Consider the following 18961-nt stretch of genomic DNA (forward strand, 5'->3'; position numbering starts at 1 on the left):
CGTCAGGCATCGTCGGCGTCGACTCCCGCGGTGCGGGCGGCGGGGTTCTCCGGCGCCGCCGGAGTGTTGCCGAGGACGATGTCGGCCGCCTTCTCGGCCAGCATCAGCGTCGGGGCGTAGGTGTTGGCGTTCGTGATCGACGGGAACGCGCCCGCGTCGACCACGCGCAGCCCCTCCAGCCCGCGCACGCGCATCGTGGCCGGGTCGAGCACCGCGTCCTCGTCCACGCCCATGCGGGTGCTGCTGCACAGGTGCATGCCGGGCTGGCCGGTGCGGCTCACCCACTCCATCACCTGCTCGTCGGTGGCCACGGCCGCTCCGGGCAGCCACTCGCCGCCGTCGAGGCGCCGCATCGCGGGCCGGGCCAGCAGCTCGCGCCCGAGGCGCACGGCGTTCAGCCAGCGCTGCCGGTCCTCGTCCCCGGCGAGGAAGTTCAGGCGCAGTGCGGGGTGCACCGCCGGGTCCGTCGAGCGGATCGCGACCGACCCGCGCGCCGAGGACCGCATGACCTCGATGTGCATCTGGTAGCCGTGCTGGTCGACCGGCATCGAGCGCTCCTCGCTCGCCATCGCGAGCGGGGCGAGCACGAACGACAGGTCGGGGTAGGTCTGTTCGGGGCTGCTGCGCACGAAGCCGCCCACCCGCATCGGGTTCCACGCACCGGGGCCGCGGCCGAGCACGAGCGCCTCGGCCACGATCTTCGGCCAGCGGGACTTGCGCCGCACGGACGCCATCGACACCGGCTCGGTGCAGGTGTGCTGCACGTGCACCGCGAGGTGGTCCTGCAGCGACTCGCCGACGCCCGGCAGGTCCTGGACAACGGGGATGCCGAGCGCCTCGAGCGCGGCGGCCCGCCCGATCCCCGACAGCTGCAGGATCTGCGGCGACCCGACGGCACCGGCGCTCAGGACGACCTCGGCCACCCGCACGACGGACTCCTCGCCGCGGCCGTGGCGGAAGCGCACCCCGACCGCGCGCCCGCCCTCGACCTCGACCCTGGTGACCTGCACGCGCGAGCGCACCTCGAGGTTCGGTCGACGGCGCACCGGGTGCAGGTAGGCGCGCGCGGCCGACTCGCGGCGCCCGCGCCGGACCCCCTGGTCCAGGGGGCCGAACCCCTCCTGCTCGGAGCCGTTCAGGTCCGGCAGCACCGCGTAGCCCGCCTCCCGGACCGCGCCGAAGAAGGCGTCGAAGATCGGCCCGTCGACCGGGTTGCGCGCCACCGTGTGCGGGCCGCTGCGGCCGCGGAAGGCGTCCTCCACCTCGCCGAGGCTGCGCTCGAGGCGGCGGAAGTAGGGCAGGCAGTGCGCGTAGTCCCACTCGCTCGTGCCGGTCTCGGTGGCCCACCGGTCGAAGTCGGCGCGGTGCCCTCGCGTGTAGAGCATCCCGTTGATGCTGGTCGAGCCGCCGAGCACCTTCCCGCGCGGGTGTTCGAGGCGCCGTGACTGCAGCAGCGGCTCGGGCTCGCCCACGTAGCGCCAGTCGTGCTGCGCGCTGCCGACCGGCATGCCCATCGCGAGCGGCAGGTGGACCGCCAGGTCCCACCAGTAGTCCGGGCGGCCGGCCTCGAGCAGCAGGACCCGCGTGCCGGGGTCGGCGCTCAGGCGGTTGGCCAGCACGCAGCCCGCCGCGCCGCCACCCACGATCACGAAGTCGTACGCCTGCTCGGCCATCGGGTTTCGCCTTCACACGTCGGGGCAACGGACCTTCCCGAGGCTAGCTCCGCAGGCTGAAGGTGAACTGTGAACGATCGGGCGGGGAACGCCGGGGGACGCCGCCGTGGCGCGGGGGCTCAGACGCGGAAGGGTCACCGCGAGGTGCACCGGCCTGTCGACGACATGCGCCGGGCAGGCGCAGGTCGCACACCGACTTCCGCGCTGCCACACCGACTGCAGTCGGTGTGGCAGCGCAGGTGTCGGTGTGCGAGCGGACGCGGGTCCACGCGGCGAGCCCGACGCGGCCGTCGTCCCCCGAGATCGTCGTGCGCGAGTCCGCCACGGGTCTGGTCCGCAGCGTCCCGAAGTGTGATCATCGGCTCCCCGGAGCGAAGGAGCCCCACCGTGAGCGATCAGGCAGGAAGAGCCGAACCCGGCCTCATCAAGGCGCTCGGCCGCTGGGACACCCTCGCCGTCGGCTTCGGCGCGATGATCGGGTTCGGGTGGGTCGTGCTGGTGGGCGGCTGGCTCACCGACGCCGGCACGCTCGGGGCGGTGCTCGCGTTCGTCGCGGGCGGCCTCGTCATGACGCTGGTGGGGCTGACCTACGCCGAGCTCGTCTCGGCGATGCCCCGTGCGGGTGGCGAGCACCAGTACGCGCTGCGCGGGCTCGGGTCGCGGCCGGCGTTCGTGGCGTCGTGGGCGATCGCGCTGGGCTACATCTCGGTCGTGGCGTTCGAGGCCGTCGCGCTGCCCCAGACCGTGCTCTACCTCGCCCCGGACATGCTGGCGGGCCGGCTGTGGACGATCGCCGGGTACGACGTGTACGCCACCTGGGCGCTGGTCGGGATCGCAGGCGCCGTGCTCATCACGGGCCTCAACTACGTCGGCATCCGCCCGGCCAGCGTCGCGCAGACCGTGGCCGTCGCGTTCCTCATCGCCGTCGGCCTCGTCCTGCTCACCGGCTCCTTCGTCGGCGGCGAGGTCGCGAACCTCGAGCCGTGGTTCGCCGGCGGGATCGCGGGCTTCGTCGGGGTGCTCGTCGCCACCCCGTTCCTGTTCGTCGGGTTCGACGTGATCCCGCAGTCCGCCGAGGAGATCAACCTGCCCTACCGGCAGGTGGGCAAGCTGCTCGTCCTCTCGGTGCTGATGGCCACCGCGTTCTACATCGTGGTCGTGCTCAGCGTGAGCGCGGCGCTCCCCCGCGCCGAGCTCGGGTCGGCGGAGCTGGCCGCCGCCGACGGGATGACCGCCCTGTGGAACAGCCCCGCGATGGGCACCCTGCTCATCCTCGGCGGCATCGCCGGCATCCTCACCAGCTGGAACGGCTTCCTCATCGGCGCCAGCAGGTTGCTCTACGCGATGGCCGAGTCCGGGATGATCCCCCGCTGGTTCGCCTACCTGCACCCGCGCTACCGCACCCCCACGCACGCGCTGCTGTTCATCGGCGGCCTGTCGGTGCTCGCGCCGCTGTTCGGCCGGCAGATGCTCGTGTGGCTCGTCGACGCCGGTGGCATCAACATCGTGGTCGCCTTCTTCCTCGTCGCGCTGTCGTTCCTCGCGTTGCGCCGGCGCGAGCCGGGCATGCCCCGGCCGTTCCGCACGCCGGCCGGCACGGTGGTCGGCTGGGCGGCGGCCGCGCTCAGCCTCGGGCTGGCCGTGCTCTACCTCCCGGGGATGCCGGCCGCGCTCATCTGGCCGTCGGAATGGCTGATCGTCGGGATCTGGTGGCTCGTGGGACTCTGGTTCATCCTGCGGCTGCCGAAGGTCGGGCCCGGCCCGGACGCCGAAGAACGCCTCTTGGAGATCACCAGACGATGACCCACGTCCACCCGTCCAACGCCGACGCCGCCGCGGGCTGGGACGGCCCCAGCGGCGACATCTGGACCGACAACGCCGACCGGTTCGACGCCGGCGTGGCCCGCTACCTGCGCCCGTTCCTGGACGCCGCCACCATCGAGCCGGACGCCCACGTGCTCGACGTCGGCTGCGGCAACGGCCTCGTCACGCGGGAGGTCGCGCGGCGCGCGCCCCGGGGCGAGGTGACCGGCGTCGACCTGTCCACGCGCATGCTCGACCTCGCACGCCGCCGCGCCGCGCAGGAGGGGTTGGCCAACATCCGGTTCCTGCAGGCCGACGCCCAGGTCGCCGACCTCGGCGAGGCCCGCTACAACCGGATCGTCAGCCGCAACGGCGTGATGTTCTTCGGCGACCCGGTCGCCGCCTTCACCAACCTGGCCCGGTCCCTCGCACCCGGTGGCCGGCTCGTGCTGCTGGTCTGGCAGGAGATGGCCGACAACCCCTGGTTCTCCGCGTTCCGCGACGCCGTCGCCGTCGGCCGCGACCTCCCGGCGCCGCCTCCGGACGGACCGGGCCCGTTCGCGCTGGGCGACCCGGACCGGGTGCGCACCCTGCTGACCGCCGCCGGGTTCGACGCCCCGGAGCTGCGGAGCGTCCGCGAGCCGACGTACTACGGCCCGGACGTCGACGCCGCTCACGACTACATCTCCGCGATGCAGCACGGCCTGCTCTCCGAGCTCGACGAGGCCGCCCGCGCCGAGGCGCACGCGACCCTGCGCGCGGAGCTGCAGGAACACCTCGGGCCGGACGGCGTGACCTACCCGTCAGCGATGTGGATCGTCACGGCGCGGAGGTCCGCAGCGGGAGGCCGGTGAGCGGGGTGGGACCGCCTCTACAGCTCGCCGAACGGCGCGGCGTAGCGGAACAGGCCCGTCATCCCCGGCCGGTAGGTCGTGAGCGGGCGGGCCTGGAACGCGGGCGCCCACTCGGCGACCTCGGGCCGGATGCCCAGCTCGGCCGCGGGCCGGAAGCCGAACCGCGGGTAGTAGCCGGGGTGGCCGAGCAGGACGACCAGCGGCTCGTCGAGCGCGTCGGCCGCCCCGAGCACGGCGTGCACCAACGCGCTCCCGACCCCGGCCCTCTGGTGCGCCACGAGCGTCCCGAGCGGGCCGAGGCCCAGCACGGGGACGTGCTGCTCGCCGAGCGTGGCGCGGGTGCAGCAGACGTGCCCGACGACCGCGTCGCCCCGGATCGCGACCAGCGACAGGGCGGGGACCCAGGCGTCGCTCGCCCGCAGGGCCGTCACCAGCTCCGGCTCGACGGGCTCGCCCTCCGGGTAGTGGGCGGCGAACGCGTCCGCGTGGACGCGGCAGATCGCCTCCTCGTCGCCCGGGAGTTCCCGACGGATGATCATCGCGCGACGATCCCACACGGCCGTCGCCAGATCCACCGGGTTAGGTTCCCGGCGTGATCGCGAAGAGGCGGGTCGGACGGATCGTCGCGAGCGGGCTGGCTGCGCTGGCCCTCGTCGCCGGGTGCGGGGCCGCGAGCGAGGACGACGCCGGTCCCGCGCCGCAGAGCGTGCTCGACGCCGTGCTGGCCCGCGGCGAGGTGAAGGTCTGCAGCACCGGCGACTACCGCCCGTTCACCCACCTCGACCCGGCCACGGGCCGGTGGGAGGGCATCGACGTCGACATGGCCGGCGACCTCGCGCACCGCCTGGGCGTGCGGTTGACGCTGGTCCAGACCACCTGGGGCACGCTGGTGGACGACCTGGGCCGGACCTGCGACCTCGCGATGGGCGGCATCTCGGTCACCACGGAGCGCGCGACGCGGGCCTTCTACAGCGACGCCTACCTGGTCGACGGCAAGACGCCCATCACCCGCTGCGAGAACGCCGCGCGGTTCCAGACGCTGGAGCAGATCGACCAGCCGGGCGTGCGCGCGGTCGTCAACCCCGGCGGCACCAACGAGGAGTTCGCGGACACCCACCTGGACCAGGCCACCATCGTGCGCCACCCGGACAACAACACGATCTTCGAGGAGGTCCTCGCCGGGCGCGCGGATCTGATGATCACCGACGCGACGGAGACGCGGTGGCAGGCCCGGCAGCACCCCGAGCTCTGCGCCATGCACCCGGACGCCCCGTTCACGTTCTCGGAGAAGGCGTACCTCCTGCCCCGGGGCGACGTCGTCCTGCAGGAGTGGGTCGACAACTGGCTGCACATCGCCCGCAACGACGGCACCTACGACCGCTTCGCCCGGCCGCACCTCGGCTGAACGGTCCCGCGACAACCGGCTCGCCGGGGCGCCGCCGCGCGACTCAGGGTTTGCGGCCCACTCCGCCGATGAGCACGTCATCGACCGTTTCGTGCGGGTCGAGGCGCGGCCCGTCCGGCCACCAGTCGCAGAGCCGCACGATACCGGGATCGACGATGTCGAGGTCACCGAAGAACGACTCGATCTCGGCGCGGGTGCGGAAGAATCCGGAGCCCATCGAGCTGTTGTTGAACACGCTTTCGATGAACCGTGCGAGCTCGGTTCCCTTGCCGCCGTCCTGCGGGTCGTGGAAGTGGGTCAGCGCGAGGTAGGAGCCGGACGGCAGGCGATCGATGTAGCGCTGCATGATCTCCCACGGCCGCTTCGAGTCCGGCACGTGGTGGATCGTGGCGCACTGGATCAGCGCGAGGGGCCGGTCGAAGTCGATGTACTTCCGGACCGTGGGGTTGTCGAGCACCTCGTCGGGATCGGTGAGGTCGGCCATCACCAGGTGGGTGCGCTCGTCCTCCTCGAGCAGCGCGCGACCGTGCACTGCCACGACCGGGTCGTTGTCGACGTAGACGACCCGCGTGTCCGGGTTCATCCGCTGCGCGGCCTGGTGGGTGTTCTCCGCGGCGGGCAGCCCGGCGCCGACGTCGAGGAACTGGTCGATGTGCGCCGATCGCGCGAGGAAGCGCACCGCCCGGGTCAGCCAGTGCCGGTTGATGCGGCCGATCTCGACGGCCTGTGGGGCATTCTGAACGACCTGTTGAAAGACTTCCCGGTCGACCGCGTAATTGTCCTTGCCGCCCAGGAAGCAGTCGTACACCCGCGCCACACTCGCGACAGTGGTGTCGATGTCCGCGGAGGGAACCGGAATCGAACCGGCCGCGTCGCCGGCCGCTGGTTTCGCACCCGAAGTCACGGCGCGCACCGTACCGCAGATCGGGTCCGGCGGTCATCCGGCCGATCACCGAGCGACCCGGTCAGAGGCGGTGGCCCGGCAAGGCCATCAGCCACTTCCCCGGCCGACGAGTTCACCACTGCTGCCGAGCTGCTCGGCCACGTCGCGGAGCTTGCGGTTGGCGTTCTGGCTCGCCCGCACCAGGATCGCGAACGCCTGGTCCTCGGAGACCTTGTAGCGCTCCATGAGGATGCCCTTGGCCTGCCCGATCAGGTCCCGGGTGGCAATGGCGGCGCGCAGGTTCTCCTGCTGCTGGGCGCCGGCCATCGCCACGGCGGCGTGGCTGGCGAGCAGCAGCCCCACGTGCTCCGACTCGTCGTCGAAGGCATCGACCCGGTCGCTGTACAGGTTGAGCGCCCCGAGCTCCCGGCCGCCGTCCTCCACCCTGCCGATCTCCGCCATACCCGTCCTCCCGTCGCGGACCCTGGCCGCGGTGCCGACCGGGGTCGGCCCACCCCGGACCCGAGCGTGCCCGGTGTTGATGGTGGGGACCCGGCTGCCCGCGCGCCAGCGGGGGTCAGGGCTGCACGAGGATCCGGATCGGGTTGCCGTCGCGCTCGCGCAACCGCCGGATGCCCTCACCCAGGTCCTCCAGGGACACCACGCCGCTGACCGAGCGGCTCAGGTCGAGCCGGCCCGCGGCGACGAGGTCCACGAGGGTGGCGATGTCGGTGTTCTGGTAGCCGAGGTGGCCGAGGACCTGCTTGCGGCTGAGGTTGAAGGCGGTGGTCGTGCCGAGCGAGACCTCCTGCCCGCTCATCCCGACCCCGACCAGGCGGCCGCCCGGCGTGAGCAGCTCGATCCCCTGCTCGAACGTCGCCTTGAGCCCGACCGCGTCGAAGGCCACGTCGAGCAGGTGCCCGGTCGTGGCCGCGGCGACCCGCTGCGCCACGTCCGGGTCGCGGGGGTCGAGCACGAGGTCCGCGCCCAGCTCGAGCGCGCGCCCGCGGACATCCGCGTCGATGTCGAACGCGATGATCGGGTGCGCGCCGACCAGCCGCGCCAGCTGCACGACGTGGGTGCCGACCCCGCCGACACCCCAGACACCCACCGCCTCGCCGATCCGCACCTGCCCGGTGTGCACGACGGCACCGAAGGGCGTGGCGACGGCGTCGGCGAGGAGGGCGGCCTGCTCGAGCGGAACGGAGTCGGGCACCCGGGTGAGCCCGAGCGCGTTCGCGACGGTGTACTGCGCCCACGCCCCGTCGTAGGCGAAGGCCATCAGCTGGATGCCGATGCAGTGGGCGAAGTCGCCGCGGCGGCAGTTGGCGCACGTGCCGTCCGCCCGTCCGGCGGCCGGGATCACCCGGTCGCCCTCGGCCCACCCCATCACGCCCGGGCCCACCGCGGCGATCGTGCCGGCCGCCTCGTGTCCCTGGGTGATGACGTCGGGGACGCCCAGCCCGGCGAAGACGCCGTCGATCAGGCTGAGGTCGGAGTGGCAGATCCCGCAGAAGGCGACCCGGACCAGGACCTCACCGGGGCCGGGCTCGGGGATCGGGACGTCCTCGATCGCCCACTCGCCGGTCGCCTTGCGGAAGCGCTGGGCACGCATGGTGGCAGCCATCGCCCGATCCTCGCGCCGGCACCCACCGGAGCACACGACCCGGCGTGTGACGCCGATCACGAACGACGCAGACCCTGGATCGGAGCCGGGGATCCGGGTCAAACTAGAGCGCGGTTCTAGTCGTCGGGCGAGGAGGCCTGCAGGATGACGATCGTCGAGCCCCGACCCGCCCCGATCGGCACCGAGCACGTCGACGTCCTCGTGGTCGGCGCGGGCATCTCCGGGATCGGCGCGGCCTACCACCTGCGCGAGCGGTTCCCGGAGAAGTCCTTCACGATCCTCGACGCGCTCGACGGGCCCGGCGGTACCTGGTGGACCCACCGGTTCCCGGGCGCGCGGTCCGACAGCGACCTGCACACGTTCGGCTACCGGTTCAAGCCCTGGCGGGGGCCCACCATCGCGACGGCGGGCGAGATCCTGTCCTACCTCGACGAGGTGATCGAGGAGAACGACCTGCGCGGGCGCATCCGCCACGGTCACCGCGTCACCGCGGCGAGCTGGTCCTCGGCCGATCAGCTGTGGACGGTGGAGGTCACCCGCGTCGACACCGGCGAGCAACTGCACCTCACCACCGGGTTCCTCTGGATGTGCCAGGGCTACTACCGCCACGACCAGGGCTACGTGCCCTCGTGGCCGGGCACCGACCGGTTCCGCGGCACCGTCGTGCACCCGCAGCGCTGGCCCGAGGACCTGGACCACGCCGGGAAGCGCGTCGTGGTCATCGGCTCCGGGGCCACCGCGGCCACCCTGATCCCCGCCCTCGCGCCGACCGCCGCGCACGTCACGATGCTGCAGCGCTCCCCCACCTTCTTCCTCGCCCGGCCGCGCACGCACGAGCTCGCCACGACCTTGCGCGCGCTGGACGTCCCCGAGGAGTGGACGCACGAGATCCTCCGGCGCGCCCACATCGCCCAGGGCGCGGAGCTCACCCGCATGTCCTTCGAGTCGCCCGACGAGCTGCGCAAGTTCCTCGTCGAGGAGATGCGCGCGATGCTGCCCGAGGGCTTCGACGTCGACCGGCACTTCAACCCCCGCTACCGGCCGTGGCAGCAGCGCATCGCCGTGGTTCCCGAGGGCGACTTCTTCGCGGCGCTGCGCGAGGGCCGCGCGTCCGTCGTCACGGACACGATCGACACCTTCACCGAGACCGGCATCCGCGTCGCGTCCGGGGAGGAGCTCGAGGCCGACATCGTGGTCACGGCCACCGGTTTCGACCTGTCGCTGTTCGGCGAGATCGCCTTCACCGTGGACGACGAGCCGGTCGACTTCACCGAGCGGGTCACCTACCGCGGCCTCATGATCAGCGGTGTGCCCAACATGGCCTACGTGTTCGGCTACTTCCGCAACAGCTGGACGCTGCGGGCCGACCTGGTCAGCGAGTTCGTGTGCCGGCTGCTCGCGCACATGGGCGAGAAGGACGCGTCGACGGTCGTGCCGGAGCTGCGGCCCGAGGACGCCGGCATGCCGCTGCGGTCGTGGGTCGACCCGCAGGACTTCAACGCCGGCTACGTGATGCGCTCGATGGACCGGATGTTCCGGCAGGGCGACCGCGAGCCGTGGACGCACATGCACGACTACGTCGAGGAACGGGAGATGCTCCCGGCAGCGGACCTCGACGACGGCCTCACCTACCGCTGACCGCCGACACCGAAGGAGACCGTGTGCCGCTCGACCCGCACATCGCCGCCCTGCTGCAGACCATGGCGGAGGCCGGGGCACCACCGATGGCCGAGGGCACGCCGGACGCCGGGCGCGCGCAGTTCCTCGCGCTCACCGCGGGCGCCCGGTCGCCGGAGCAGGTGGTGCCCGTGGCGAGCAGCGAGGACCGCACGGTCCCGGGCGCCGAGGGCGAGCTGCGGGCCCGGGTCTACCGGCCCGAGGGTGAGGGCCCGTTCCCCACCGTCGTCTTCTTCCACGGCGGCGGCTGGGTGATCGGCGACCTCGACACCCACGACAACATGGCCCGCACCATCTGCCGGGGCAGCCGCGCGCTCGTCGTCGCGGTCGACTACCGGCTCGCGCCGGAGCACCCGTTCCCCGCGGCGACGGCGGACGCGGTGGCCGCAGCCCGCTGGGTGGCCGGGCACCTCGACGAGCTGGGCGGCGACCGGCGCCTGGCCGTCGCGGGCGACAGCGCGGGAGGGAACCTGGCCGCCGTCGTCGCCCAGCAGCTGCACGCCGACGGCACCGCGGTCACCGCCCAGTTCCTCGTCTACCCGGCGGTGGACGCCGCGGGCGAGTACCCGTCGCGCACCGAGAACGGCCAGGGCTACTTCCTGGAGCAGGCGACGATGGACTGGTTCTACGGCCACTACGCCGGCGCATGGGACGACGCGAAGGACCCGCGCCTGTCGCCGCTGCACGCGGCCGACCTCTCCGGCCTGCCCCCGGCCCTGATCGTCACCGCCGAGTTCGACCCGCTGCGCGACGAGGGCGCGGCCTACGGCGAGGCCCTGCGCGCCGCGGGGGTCGAGGCCGAGGTCCGCTGCCACGCCGGCATGATCCACGGCTTCTTCGACATGGCCGGCGCCTCGCCCGCGGCCAGGGCCGCCGTCGAGCAGGACTGCGCGGGGTTCGGTGACCTCCTCCACCGCTGACGCGCCGCCCGTCACGTTCGCCGCGCTGCTCGCCCTCGAGCAGGAGGAGCCGGAGACCTTCCGCGCCCCCGGGCACGGCGGTCCCCCGGAGCGGACGTTCGGGGGCACCCTGGTCGCCCAGGCCCTGCTCGCGGCGGGCCGGACGGTGGCGCCCGAACGCAGCGCGCATTCGCTGCACGCCTACTTCCTCCGGCCCGGCGACGCGTCCGCGCCCACCGACTACCGGGTCACCGCGATCCGCGACGGCGCGACGTACGCGACCCGGCAGGTGGTGGCGGCGCAGCACGGCAAGCCGACGTTCCTGCTCACGGCCTCCTTCCAGCTCCCCGAGGACGGCCGGGAGCACCAGCTCCCGCGGCTCGACGCCCCGCCGCCCGAACAGCTCCCGACGCTGCAGGAGGCGAGCGCCGGGCTCGGCGGTGCCCTCGGGCGGTGGTTCGCCCGGCTCCCCCTGACCCGCCCCCTCGACCTGCGGTTCGACGGCGAGCTGCCGCGGGTCGCCGCCGCCCGCGGCGAGGCCGCCGCCCCGCGCCACCGGTTCTGGCTGCGCACGCGCGAACACCTGCCCGACGCCCAGCTGCCGCACAGCTGCGTGGTCGCCTACGTCTCGGACATGCTGCTGCTGTCGACGTCCCTCGCGCCGCACGCCACCACGTCCGGTGCACCCGACGTCGCGGCGGCGAGCATCGACCACGCCGTCTGGTTCCACCGACCCTTCCGGGCCGACGAGTGGCTGTTCTACGAGCAGGAGAGCAGCTCGGCCTTCGGCGGCCGCGCGCTGTGCCACGGGCGGCTGTTCACGCGCTCCGGCGACCTCGTCGCCACCGTCGCGCAGGAGGCGATGATCCGCGACCGCGCGGCACCCGCGGACTCGCCAACGGCCCGGAACTGACCGCACAACTACCGTGTGGTGTCAAGATCGCCGTTTCAGTGCACTCGGTGCTGGCAGGCAGCAGTGAGTGCACTGAACCAGCGATCACGTCGCACTCGCTCGTACCGGGGCTGCCTCCGGGACATCCCACAGCCGTGGCATCGATCTGGCCATGAAACCTCCTGTGGGCGCGCCGTTCCCGGCCACAGGAGATTCCCCGACCGTATCGACACCATGAGCCTGCGCTCGCGGCCGGAGACGCATGGCGTCGACATGATCACGAAACGTGCGTACGACCATGATCAGAAGAAGTGCGACTACCCCCCACTGCCGCTCAGCTCGCCGATGATCGCCCGGGCCATCTCGACCGCGGGGGCACGGCCGTCGGGGGACGGCGCGAGCGACGCCCAGACCACCACCGTGTTCCCGCGCTCCGGGTCGTGCCCGGCGAAGGTGTTGTAGCCGGGCAGCTCGCCGGTGTGCCCGTAGAACGGCCCGAACCGCGCCAACGCGAGGCCGTAGCCGAGCTCGGGGGCGGCAGGATCGATCGGGCGGACGCTCTCGATCCGGGCCTGCTGCATCCCCTCGGTGAGCAGCCCGCCGCCCACCAGCGCCTGCACGTAGGTGACGAGGTCCTCCGCGGTCGAGATGCCGGCCCCTGCGCTCCACGCCCAGGAGGGGTTGCTGGTGGTGACGTCGAGGGGGGCCAGGGTGCCGGCGCGCGCCGCCTCCTGCTTCTCCGGGGACAGCACGTTCGTCTCGGCGGTCTCGACGTTGGTGCCGTAGGTGTAACCGTTGGCCCGCGGGTCGGGGAGCGCGCTGGACGTGCGCGCGGGGAACGACGAGGCGGTGAGACCCAGCGGCACGAGGACGCGGCGTTCGATCTCCGTCTCCAGCGGGTTGCCCGTGAGCTGCTCGACGATGCGCCCCAGCAGCACGGTGTTGGTGTTGGAGTAGGAGTAGCCCTCCCCCGGCGGGAACCCCGTTGGTTCCGCCAGGCCGATCGCGATCAGCTCCTCGGGATCGAAGGCCGCCCCGGGGTCGGCGTCCATCCGCTCGTTGATCTCCGGGGAGGTGGTGTAGTTCCCGAGCCCGCTGCGCATCGTCAGCAGCTGCTCGATCGTGATGGCCTGCCCGTTCGGCACGTCGGGCCGGTAGGCGGACACGGGGTCGTCGAGGCGCAGCCTGCCCTCGTCGACGAGCTGGAGCACGACGGTGCCGGTCCAGGTCTTGGTGACGCTGCCGATGCGGATGTGGTCGCCGACCTGCACGGGTTCGCCGCCGCGGAAGGTCCTGGTGCCGATGGTCGTCGTCCAGTCCCCGAGCTCCCCGGACCGGACCTGGACGACGGCACCGGTGACGAGCAGGTCGCGGGCGAGCTGTTCCAGTTCCGGTTGCAGCCGGGTCCCGTAGGCGGGGCCGGTCGGTGCCGGCGCCGGTGGGGCGGGCGCCTGCGCCGCGCAGGACGCCACGACGAGCGCCGCGCCGGCCGCGGTCACCGCCGTCAGGAGGCGCCTGCGGTGGCGGGTGCGGGGGTCGGCGGGACAGCTCATGATCCGCACCTTTCATCGGGGGTGCCGGGCGTTCTCGGCCCACGCGCCGGGAGTGTTAGCACTTCTCGTCACACGGACGAGGTACCGACGTGGAGCTGTGGCCCGAGCTGACCCGGCACCGGGTGCTCGTCGGCTGGATGCTGGCCGCGTTCCTGGTCACGTTCCTCGCCACGCGAGCGATCACGAAGGCGATCCGCGAGGGCCGCGGGCCGTTCCGGAACGCGCAGGTCGGCACGGTGCACGTGCACCACCAGGTGTACGGGATCTTCCTGCTGCTCGGCAGCGGTACCGCCGAGTTCACCTACCGGCCGGCGGCGCCGTGGGCGGACGTGCTGGCTGCGTTGTTCGGGGTCGGGGCCGCGCTGACGCTCGACGAGTTCGCCCTGTGGCTGCACCTCGAGGACGTCTACTGGACGCGCGAGGGCCGCAGTTCGGTCGACGCGGTGCTCGTGGCGCTGATCGTCGGGACGCTGCTGCTGGTGGGCGCCAACCCCTTCGGGGACGATTCGGGTGGGGGGAGCGCGGTGGCGGCGGTCGGCGTCGTGGCGAACCTCGTGTTCGCCCTCGTCGCGATCCTGAAGGGCCGGCCGGTGCTGGGCGTCGTCGGCGTGTTCGTCCCGTTCCTGGCGCTGGTCGCCGCCCTCCGGCTGGGCAGGCCGACGTCGCCGTGGGCGCGCAGGCGCTACGACGGGCGGCGCATGGCCCGGTCCCGGCGCCGGTTCCCACCGGGACGGCGAACCCGGTGGGACCGGCTGGTCGACGTGTTCGCCGGGGCATCGGCGGCCTCGGGTCGCGGGCGCGGGCCGTAGTGGTGGGCGGGTCTGCGGAGATCATCGGGCGGCCCGATGTCGCGTAGGCTTCCGGCGGCGGACGACCTTCTGCAGGGGGCTTCACGTGGTGGACGCGCGGGACGAGCAGGAACCGAACCACCGGATCCGGTCCGACATACCGGGCGCGGCCCGCATCTGGAACTACTGGATGGGCGGCAAGGACAACTACCAGGCCGACCGCGACGCCGGTGACGCCTCCCTGCAGCTGTTCGACATGGCCACCGTCGCGAAGCAGTCCCGGGAGTTCCTCATCCGCGTCGTGCGGTTCCTGGCGGCGGACGCCGGGATCCGGCAGTTCCTCGACATCGGCACCGGGCTGCCGACGATGCAGAACACCCACGAGATCGCGCAGTCGATCGCCCCGGAGTCCCGGATCGTCTACGTGGACAACGACCCGATCGTGCTGGCGCATGCACGGGCGCTGCTGGTCAACACCAGGCCCGAGGGCGTCACCACCTACGTCGACGCGGACTACCACGACCCCGACCTGATCCTCGCCGAGGCGCGGAAGGTGCTGGACTTCGACGAGCCGATCGGGGTCCTCTTCATGGGCGTGCTCGGGCACGCGAGGAGCTTCGAGGCGGCACGGTCGATCGTGGCGCGCGTGATGGACGCCGTGCCGTCGGGCAGCTACCTCGCCGTGAACGACTCCAACGACCTCAACCCCGACTTCGTGGCGCTCTGCGAGAACTACAAGGCGACCGGGGCGGTCCCCTACGTCCCGCAGCCGATCGAGCACATCCGCAGCTACTTCGCCGGGATGGAGATGGTCGACCCGGGCCTGGTGTCGATCACGCGGTGGCGCCCGGACGCCACCGACATCGGCACCGTGGTGACGCTGGAGGAGACCACGGGCGGGGTCGCCCGGAAGCCCTGAGGTCCAAGGGTCGGGAACTGACCGGAATGCCCGCCACACTCGGCGGCGTGACCAGCGAGATCCTGCTTCCCCCGCACTCCGTGCCCGGCGCCGGCGCCGTCCTCAACCCGTTCGTGATCGTGGACGACGCGGCCGGCCTGATCACCTTCGTCTCCGAGGTCTTCGACGTCCCCGAGACCGCCGAGGCCAGGACCCCGATGCCCGACGGCAAGCTGATCCACGCCGAGCTCCGGCTCGGCAACGCCGACCTGATGCTGGGCGACCGTCTCGACGGCTGGCCGGCCCGGCCCGGTCTGCTGCAGGTCTGGGTCCGCGACGTGGCGACGGTGCTGGAGCGGGCGAACGCCCGCGGCGCCACCACCATCACCGAGCCGGCACCGTTCTACGGCGGGACGACGATCGCCAGGATGCTCGACCGCTGGCAGAACCTGTGGTGGCTGTACGCGCCCGCGCCCGGGCAGCCCGACCCGGCGCCCGACTGGGACGGCGGGTCGGACGCGGTGTTCCGCACGTTGGACGACGCGCTGCGCTCGTCGTCCTCCCCGGCCTGACGGGGTCTTCCGGCTCAGCCGGCCGTGTGGAACCGGGGGTCCTCGTCGTAGGGGTAGTCGCGCAGCCCCACCTCGGGGTCGTCCGGGCGGTGGGTCCAGTACTGGCGGATCTGCCGGATCCGGCCGTCCGCGAACTCGTAGTGCTCCGAGCCCCGGACCGGCACCGTGGCGCCGTCGCGCCGCACCAGCATCGTCCACTCGACCGCCGCCGTGCGCCCGTCGCCGACGAAGGTGTCGACGTGCCAGGTCGCGCCGTCCCAGCGCTCCCGCACCTTCGCGAAAAACGCGGCGATGGCCTCGGGACCGCGCACCGGGCGGTGGTTCGTGTCGTAGACGACCGCGTCGGGGCAGAACGATGCGGCGACCCCGACCACGTCGCCCCGGCTGCAGGCCGCGAAGTAGGCGCGGACCAGGCCTTCGCCGGTCATCGGGCCCGCCAGACCGGGTCGCGCTTCTCCAGGAACGCCCGCACGCCCTCGACCCGGTCCTCGCTCGCGTACGGGTTCGGGCCCACCTGCAGCCGCAGCGCGGCCGCGAGGGGCAGCTCGGCGCCCTTGCCGATCATGGCCTTGTAGCGGCGGACCGTCAGCGGGGCGTTCGCGACGAGGCGGCGGCAGAACTCGAGCGCCTCGCCGGCCAGCCGGTCGCCGGGGACCACCCGGTTCACCAGTCCCCAGCGGTGCGCCTCCGCCGCGGTGACCAGCTCGCCCAGGTACAGCAGCTCGTAGGCGATGCCCCGCGGCACGATCCGCGGCAGCAGCTGGCAGCCGAAGTTGGCGCCCATCCCCCGCTTGGCCTCCGGCAGCCCGATCCGGGCGTGCTCGGCGGCGATCCGCACGTCGCAGGCGAGCGCGATCTCGCAGCCGCCCCCGGCCGCCACCCCGTTCAGCGCGGCCACCGTCGGTTTCGGGCACTCGAGCACGGTCTCGAAGACGTTGCGGGCGGTTCCCGCCATCGGCATCGTGGGCGCGCCGTCGGACCGGTTCGCCTCCTTGAGGTCGATGCCGGCCGAGAACGCCCGGTCCCCGCTGCCGGTGAGCAGCACGGCCCAGACGGCGTCGTCGGTGCCGAACCCGTCGAAGGCCGCCACGAGGTCGGCGACCAGGCCGGTGCTCAGCGCGTTGAGCCGCTCCGGCCGGTCGAGCGTGACGTGGGCGATCCGGTCGACGACCTCGACCGAGAGCCCGTTGTCGGTGCGCACGCGGTCTCCCTCCATCCGTGTCAGGTGACGAGGCCGGTGGCGAGGCGCGGCCACAGCCCGTCCGCGCCGAGCCCGGCGACGTGCCGGCCCAGCCGGGCGCTCCAGTACCGCTCGCCGCCGAACTCGTCGCGCCACGCCCACAGCCGCCTCGTGAGCTGGCCGAGCTCGTACTCCTTGGTCATGCCGATGGCGCCGTGGGCCTGGTGGGCGGCCTTGGCGGCCGCCCCCGCCGCCTCGCCCGCCACCACCTTCGCGGCGGCGACGTCGAAGAACGCCGGATCCGGGTCGGCGTTGCGGGCGGCGACGGTGGCCGCCATCCGGGCCGCCTGCGCCTCCTCCGCGATCCGGACGAGGTGGTGCTGCACCGCCTGGAAGCGCGCGACCGGCCGGCCGAACTGCTCCCGCTCGTGGGTGTACCGCACGGTCAGCTCGCTCACCCGGGCGAGCGCGCCCGCGATCAGGGCGGCGCGGGCGAGCGCACCCCGCAGCGCCAGCGCGTCGCCGGTGACGTGCTCGGGCGCCGGCGCGACCGCGTCGTCGTCGAGCGCGAGGTCGTCGAGCGTGACGGTGCCGCGCGGCTCCCCGGCCAGGTTGTGCCCGGGCGTGACGGTCGCGGCCGGGACGGACAGCACGAACCGCTCGGACCCGCGCCGCGCCAGCACCACCACGCGCTCGGCCTCCCCCGCCCACGGCACCCGGTGCACCCGGCCCGCCACCCGCCAGCCACCGGGCCCGCCGGTCACCGTGACGGTGTCCTCCGGCCGGCCCACCGCGACGGTGGCCGGTCCTGCAGGCAGCGGCAGGCCCGCGGCCGCGAGCGCCCAGCCCGCGAGCAGCCCGGTCTCCGCCAGCGGGACGGGGGCGGCGTACCGGCCTGCGACCTGCAGCATCGCGCACGCGTCGGCGACGCTGCCGCCGGAGCCGCCGGCCTCCTCCGGCACCGACACGAGCGGGAAGCCGGCCGCGGCGAGCGCGTTCCACAGCTCCCCGGCCCAGCCGGTCTCCTCCGCGGCCCGTACGGCCTCGGGCGGGCAGTGGTCGCCGAACAGGTCGGTGGCGACCTCGGTGAGCAGCACGGCGTCGTCGCTCGCGTTCATGCGCGCAGCCCCTTCGCGGCGATGGAGCGCAGCACCTCGGTGGTGCCGCCCCGGATGGTGAACGACGGCCCGGTGAGGATCGCCTGGGCGAGCAGCCGCTCGAACAGCGAGCCGCGCTGCGGGTCGATCTCGGTCCCGGCGGCGGCCCGCAGCACCTCGATGACCTCCTGTTCGAACGTCGTGCCGATGTCCTTGACGAGCGCGGACTCGATCGCCGGGGCCTCCCCGCGGTCGATCGAGCGCGCCACCGACAGCGACAGCTGGCGGATCGTCCAGTAGCGGGCCGTGAGCCGGCCCGCCGCCTCCGCGTCCGCCGGGCCGAGCTCCCCGCCCGCCCGCAGCCGCTCGCGCAGGAACTCGCGGAACGGGGTGAACGGGCTCATGAAGCGGTCGGGCCCCGAGCGCTCGTAGGCCAGTTCCGAGGTGACCTGGCGCCAGCCCGCCCCGACGTCCCCGAGCACCATGTCGTCCGGGACGAACACGCCGTCCAGCAGGACCTCGTTGAAGTGGTGCGTCCCGTCCAGGAACGGGATCGGGGAGATCTTCACCTCCGGCGCGCGCAGGTCGACGATCAGCTGGCTGAGCCCGGCGTGCCGGTCCCCGTCCGCGGGCGAGGTGCGCAGCAGCACCACGAAGTAGTGGTTGAGATGGGCGCCGCTCGTCCAGACCTTCGTGCCGTTCACGACCCACCCGCCGTCGACCTTCGTGGCCGTGGTGCGCACCGACGCGAGGTCCGATCCCGAGCCGGGCTCGCTCATGCCGAGGGAGAACCAGCACTCCCCCGCGCAGATCGCGGGCAGGAACCGCTGCCGCTGCTCCTCGGTGCCGAAGTGCAGCAGCGTGGGCCCGGTCTGCCGGTCCGCCACGAAGTGCGCGCCGAACGGGGCACCGGCGGCCAGCAGCTCCTCGATGACGACGAACCGGTCCACGGCCGAGCGCCCGTGCCCCCCGTACTCGGGCGGGATGGCCATGCCCACCCAGCCGCGCGCCGCGAGCTTGCGGGAGAACTCGGGGTCGTGCCCCGCGGACATCCCCAGCCCCGGCCGGTGGTCGGGCGGCAGCTCCGCGGCGAGGAAGTCGCGGACCTCGGCGCGCAGCTCCTCCTCGGCGCGGGTGGGGGCGGTCGGTGCGAACTCCAT

Annotated in this window: 19 protein-coding genes; 9 read left to right on the plus strand and 10 right to left on the minus strand. The window is 73.3% G+C overall.

Annotated features, from left to right (window positions below):
- Positions 1 to 2: 2 nt before the first annotated feature.
- Positions 3 to 1673 (minus strand): choline dehydrogenase, encoded by a 1671-nt coding sequence (locus tag FB558_RS39345; protein ID WP_142063655.1) that lies wholly within the window; start codon positions 1671 to 1673, stop codon positions 3 to 5.
- A 387-nt stretch (positions 1674 to 2060) separates the two neighbouring features.
- Between FB558_RS39345 and FB558_RS39350 the strand changes: the two genes are divergently transcribed.
- Positions 2061 to 3476, plus strand: a complete 1416-nt coding sequence (locus FB558_RS39350) for an APC family permease (protein ID WP_246107094.1) — start codon at positions 2061 to 2063, stop codon at positions 3474 to 3476.
- Positions 3473 to 4330: a class I SAM-dependent methyltransferase gene (locus FB558_RS39355; RefSeq protein ID WP_142063658.1), complete on the plus strand. Its 858-nt coding sequence runs from the start codon at positions 3473 to 3475 to the stop codon at positions 4328 to 4330. The genes FB558_RS39350 and FB558_RS39355 overlap by 4 nt, the downstream gene beginning before the upstream one ends.
- A gap of 17 nt (positions 4331 to 4347) precedes the next feature.
- Here the strand turns inward: FB558_RS39355 and FB558_RS39360 are convergent, their stop codons facing one another.
- Positions 4348 to 4869 (minus strand): GNAT family N-acetyltransferase, encoded by a 522-nt coding sequence (locus tag FB558_RS39360; protein ID WP_142063661.1) that lies wholly within the window; start codon positions 4867 to 4869, stop codon positions 4348 to 4350.
- A 53-nt stretch (positions 4870 to 4922) separates the two neighbouring features.
- Here FB558_RS39360 and FB558_RS39365 point away from each other — a divergent pair, with 53 nt between their 5' ends.
- On the plus strand, positions 4923 to 5735 hold the full coding sequence (locus FB558_RS39365; protein WP_246107095.1) for a transporter substrate-binding domain-containing protein: 813 nt from the start codon (positions 4923 to 4925) through the stop codon (positions 5733 to 5735).
- 43 nt (positions 5736 to 5778) lie between these two features.
- Here FB558_RS39365 and FB558_RS39370 read toward each other — a convergent pair whose 3' ends face one another.
- The 3 genes from FB558_RS39370 to FB558_RS39380 all read right to left on the minus strand — a co-directional run bounded on the left by FB558_RS39370 (position 5779) and on the right by FB558_RS39380 (position 8245).
- Positions 5779 to 6648: an SAM-dependent methyltransferase gene (locus FB558_RS39370; protein ID WP_342787729.1), complete on the minus strand. Its 870-nt coding sequence runs from the start codon at positions 6646 to 6648 to the stop codon at positions 5779 to 5781.
- A gap of 78 nt (positions 6649 to 6726) precedes the next feature.
- Complete coding sequence (locus tag FB558_RS39375) at positions 6727 to 7080, minus strand: ANTAR domain-containing protein (protein ID WP_142063664.1); 354 nt, start codon at positions 7078 to 7080, stop codon at positions 6727 to 6729.
- A gap of 115 nt (positions 7081 to 7195) precedes the next feature.
- Entirely contained in the window at positions 7196 to 8245 is a 1050-nt protein-coding gene (locus FB558_RS39380) for a zinc-binding dehydrogenase (protein WP_142063676.1), read from the minus strand.
- Positions 8246 to 8389: 144 nt separating this feature from the next.
- Here FB558_RS39380 and FB558_RS39385 point away from each other — a divergent pair, with 144 nt between their 5' ends.
- The 3 genes from FB558_RS39385 to FB558_RS39395 are packed head-to-tail and all read left to right on the plus strand — an operon-like array spanning position 8390 to position 11734.
- Positions 8390 to 9883, plus strand: a complete 1494-nt coding sequence (locus FB558_RS39385; protein WP_142063679.1) for a flavin-containing monooxygenase — start codon at positions 8390 to 8392, stop codon at positions 9881 to 9883.
- Positions 9884 to 9906: 23 nt separating this feature from the next.
- The gene (locus FB558_RS39390) at positions 9907 to 10842 is read left to right on the plus strand and encodes an alpha/beta hydrolase (RefSeq protein WP_142063683.1); all 936 of its coding nucleotides are present in this window, start codon (positions 9907 to 9909) and stop codon (positions 10840 to 10842) included.
- Positions 10823 to 11734 carry an acyl-CoA thioesterase gene (locus FB558_RS39395; RefSeq protein ID WP_142063686.1) on the plus strand — a complete coding sequence of 304 codons (912 nt, stop codon included), beginning with the start codon at positions 10823 to 10825 and terminating at the stop codon, positions 11732 to 11734. The genes FB558_RS39390 and FB558_RS39395 overlap by 20 nt, the downstream gene beginning before the upstream one ends.
- 296 nt (positions 11735 to 12030) lie before the next feature.
- Here FB558_RS39395 and FB558_RS39400 read toward each other — a convergent pair whose 3' ends face one another.
- Positions 12031 to 13266 carry a serine hydrolase domain-containing protein gene (locus FB558_RS39400; protein ID WP_142063689.1) on the minus strand — a complete coding sequence of 412 codons (1236 nt, stop codon included), beginning with the start codon at positions 13264 to 13266 and terminating at the stop codon, positions 12031 to 12033.
- A gap of 89 nt (positions 13267 to 13355) precedes the next feature.
- Here FB558_RS39400 and FB558_RS39405 point away from each other — a divergent pair, with 89 nt between their 5' ends.
- The 3 genes from FB558_RS39405 (at position 13356) to FB558_RS39415 (ending at position 15524) form a co-directional block, all read left to right on the plus strand.
- Positions 13356 to 14075: a hypothetical protein gene (locus FB558_RS39405; protein WP_246107097.1), complete on the plus strand. Its 720-nt coding sequence runs from the start codon at positions 13356 to 13358 to the stop codon at positions 14073 to 14075.
- Positions 14076 to 14160: 85 nt separating this feature from the next.
- Positions 14161 to 14973, plus strand: coding sequence for an SAM-dependent methyltransferase (locus tag FB558_RS39410; RefSeq protein WP_142063692.1), 813 nt, complete (start codon positions 14161 to 14163; stop codon positions 14971 to 14973).
- A gap of 47 nt (positions 14974 to 15020) precedes the next feature.
- Complete coding sequence (locus FB558_RS39415) at positions 15021 to 15524, plus strand: VOC family protein (RefSeq protein WP_211367178.1); 504 nt, start codon at positions 15021 to 15023, stop codon at positions 15522 to 15524.
- Positions 15525 to 15538: 14 nt separating this feature from the next.
- Here the strand turns inward: FB558_RS39415 and FB558_RS39420 are convergent, their stop codons facing one another.
- Genes FB558_RS39420 through FB558_RS39435 form a run of 4 tightly spaced genes read right to left on the minus strand, consistent with a single transcriptional unit; the run spans position 15539 to position 18961 of the window.
- Positions 15539 to 15952: a nuclear transport factor 2 family protein gene (locus FB558_RS39420; protein ID WP_142063695.1), complete on the minus strand. Its 414-nt coding sequence runs from the start codon at positions 15950 to 15952 to the stop codon at positions 15539 to 15541.
- Entirely contained in the window at positions 15949 to 16725 is a 777-nt protein-coding gene (locus FB558_RS39425) for an enoyl-CoA hydratase/isomerase family protein (protein ID WP_246107098.1), read from the minus strand. Before FB558_RS39425 ends, FB558_RS39420 begins: the two co-directional genes overlap by 4 nt.
- Before the next feature lie 20 nt (positions 16726 to 16745).
- The gene (locus FB558_RS39430) at positions 16746 to 17822 is read right to left on the minus strand and encodes an acyl-CoA dehydrogenase family protein (protein WP_142063699.1); all 1077 of its coding nucleotides are present in this window, start codon (positions 17820 to 17822) and stop codon (positions 16746 to 16748) included.
- On the minus strand, positions 17819 to 18961 hold the full coding sequence (locus FB558_RS39435) for an acyl-CoA dehydrogenase family protein (RefSeq protein WP_142063701.1): 1143 nt from the start codon (positions 18959 to 18961) through the stop codon (positions 17819 to 17821). The genes FB558_RS39430 and FB558_RS39435 overlap by 4 nt, the downstream gene beginning before the upstream one ends.

It is taken from the genome of Pseudonocardia kunmingensis (genome assembly GCF_006716445.1).
GTDB classification, from domain to species: domain Bacteria; phylum Actinomycetota; class Actinomycetes; order Mycobacteriales; family Pseudonocardiaceae; genus Pseudonocardia; species Pseudonocardia kunmingensis.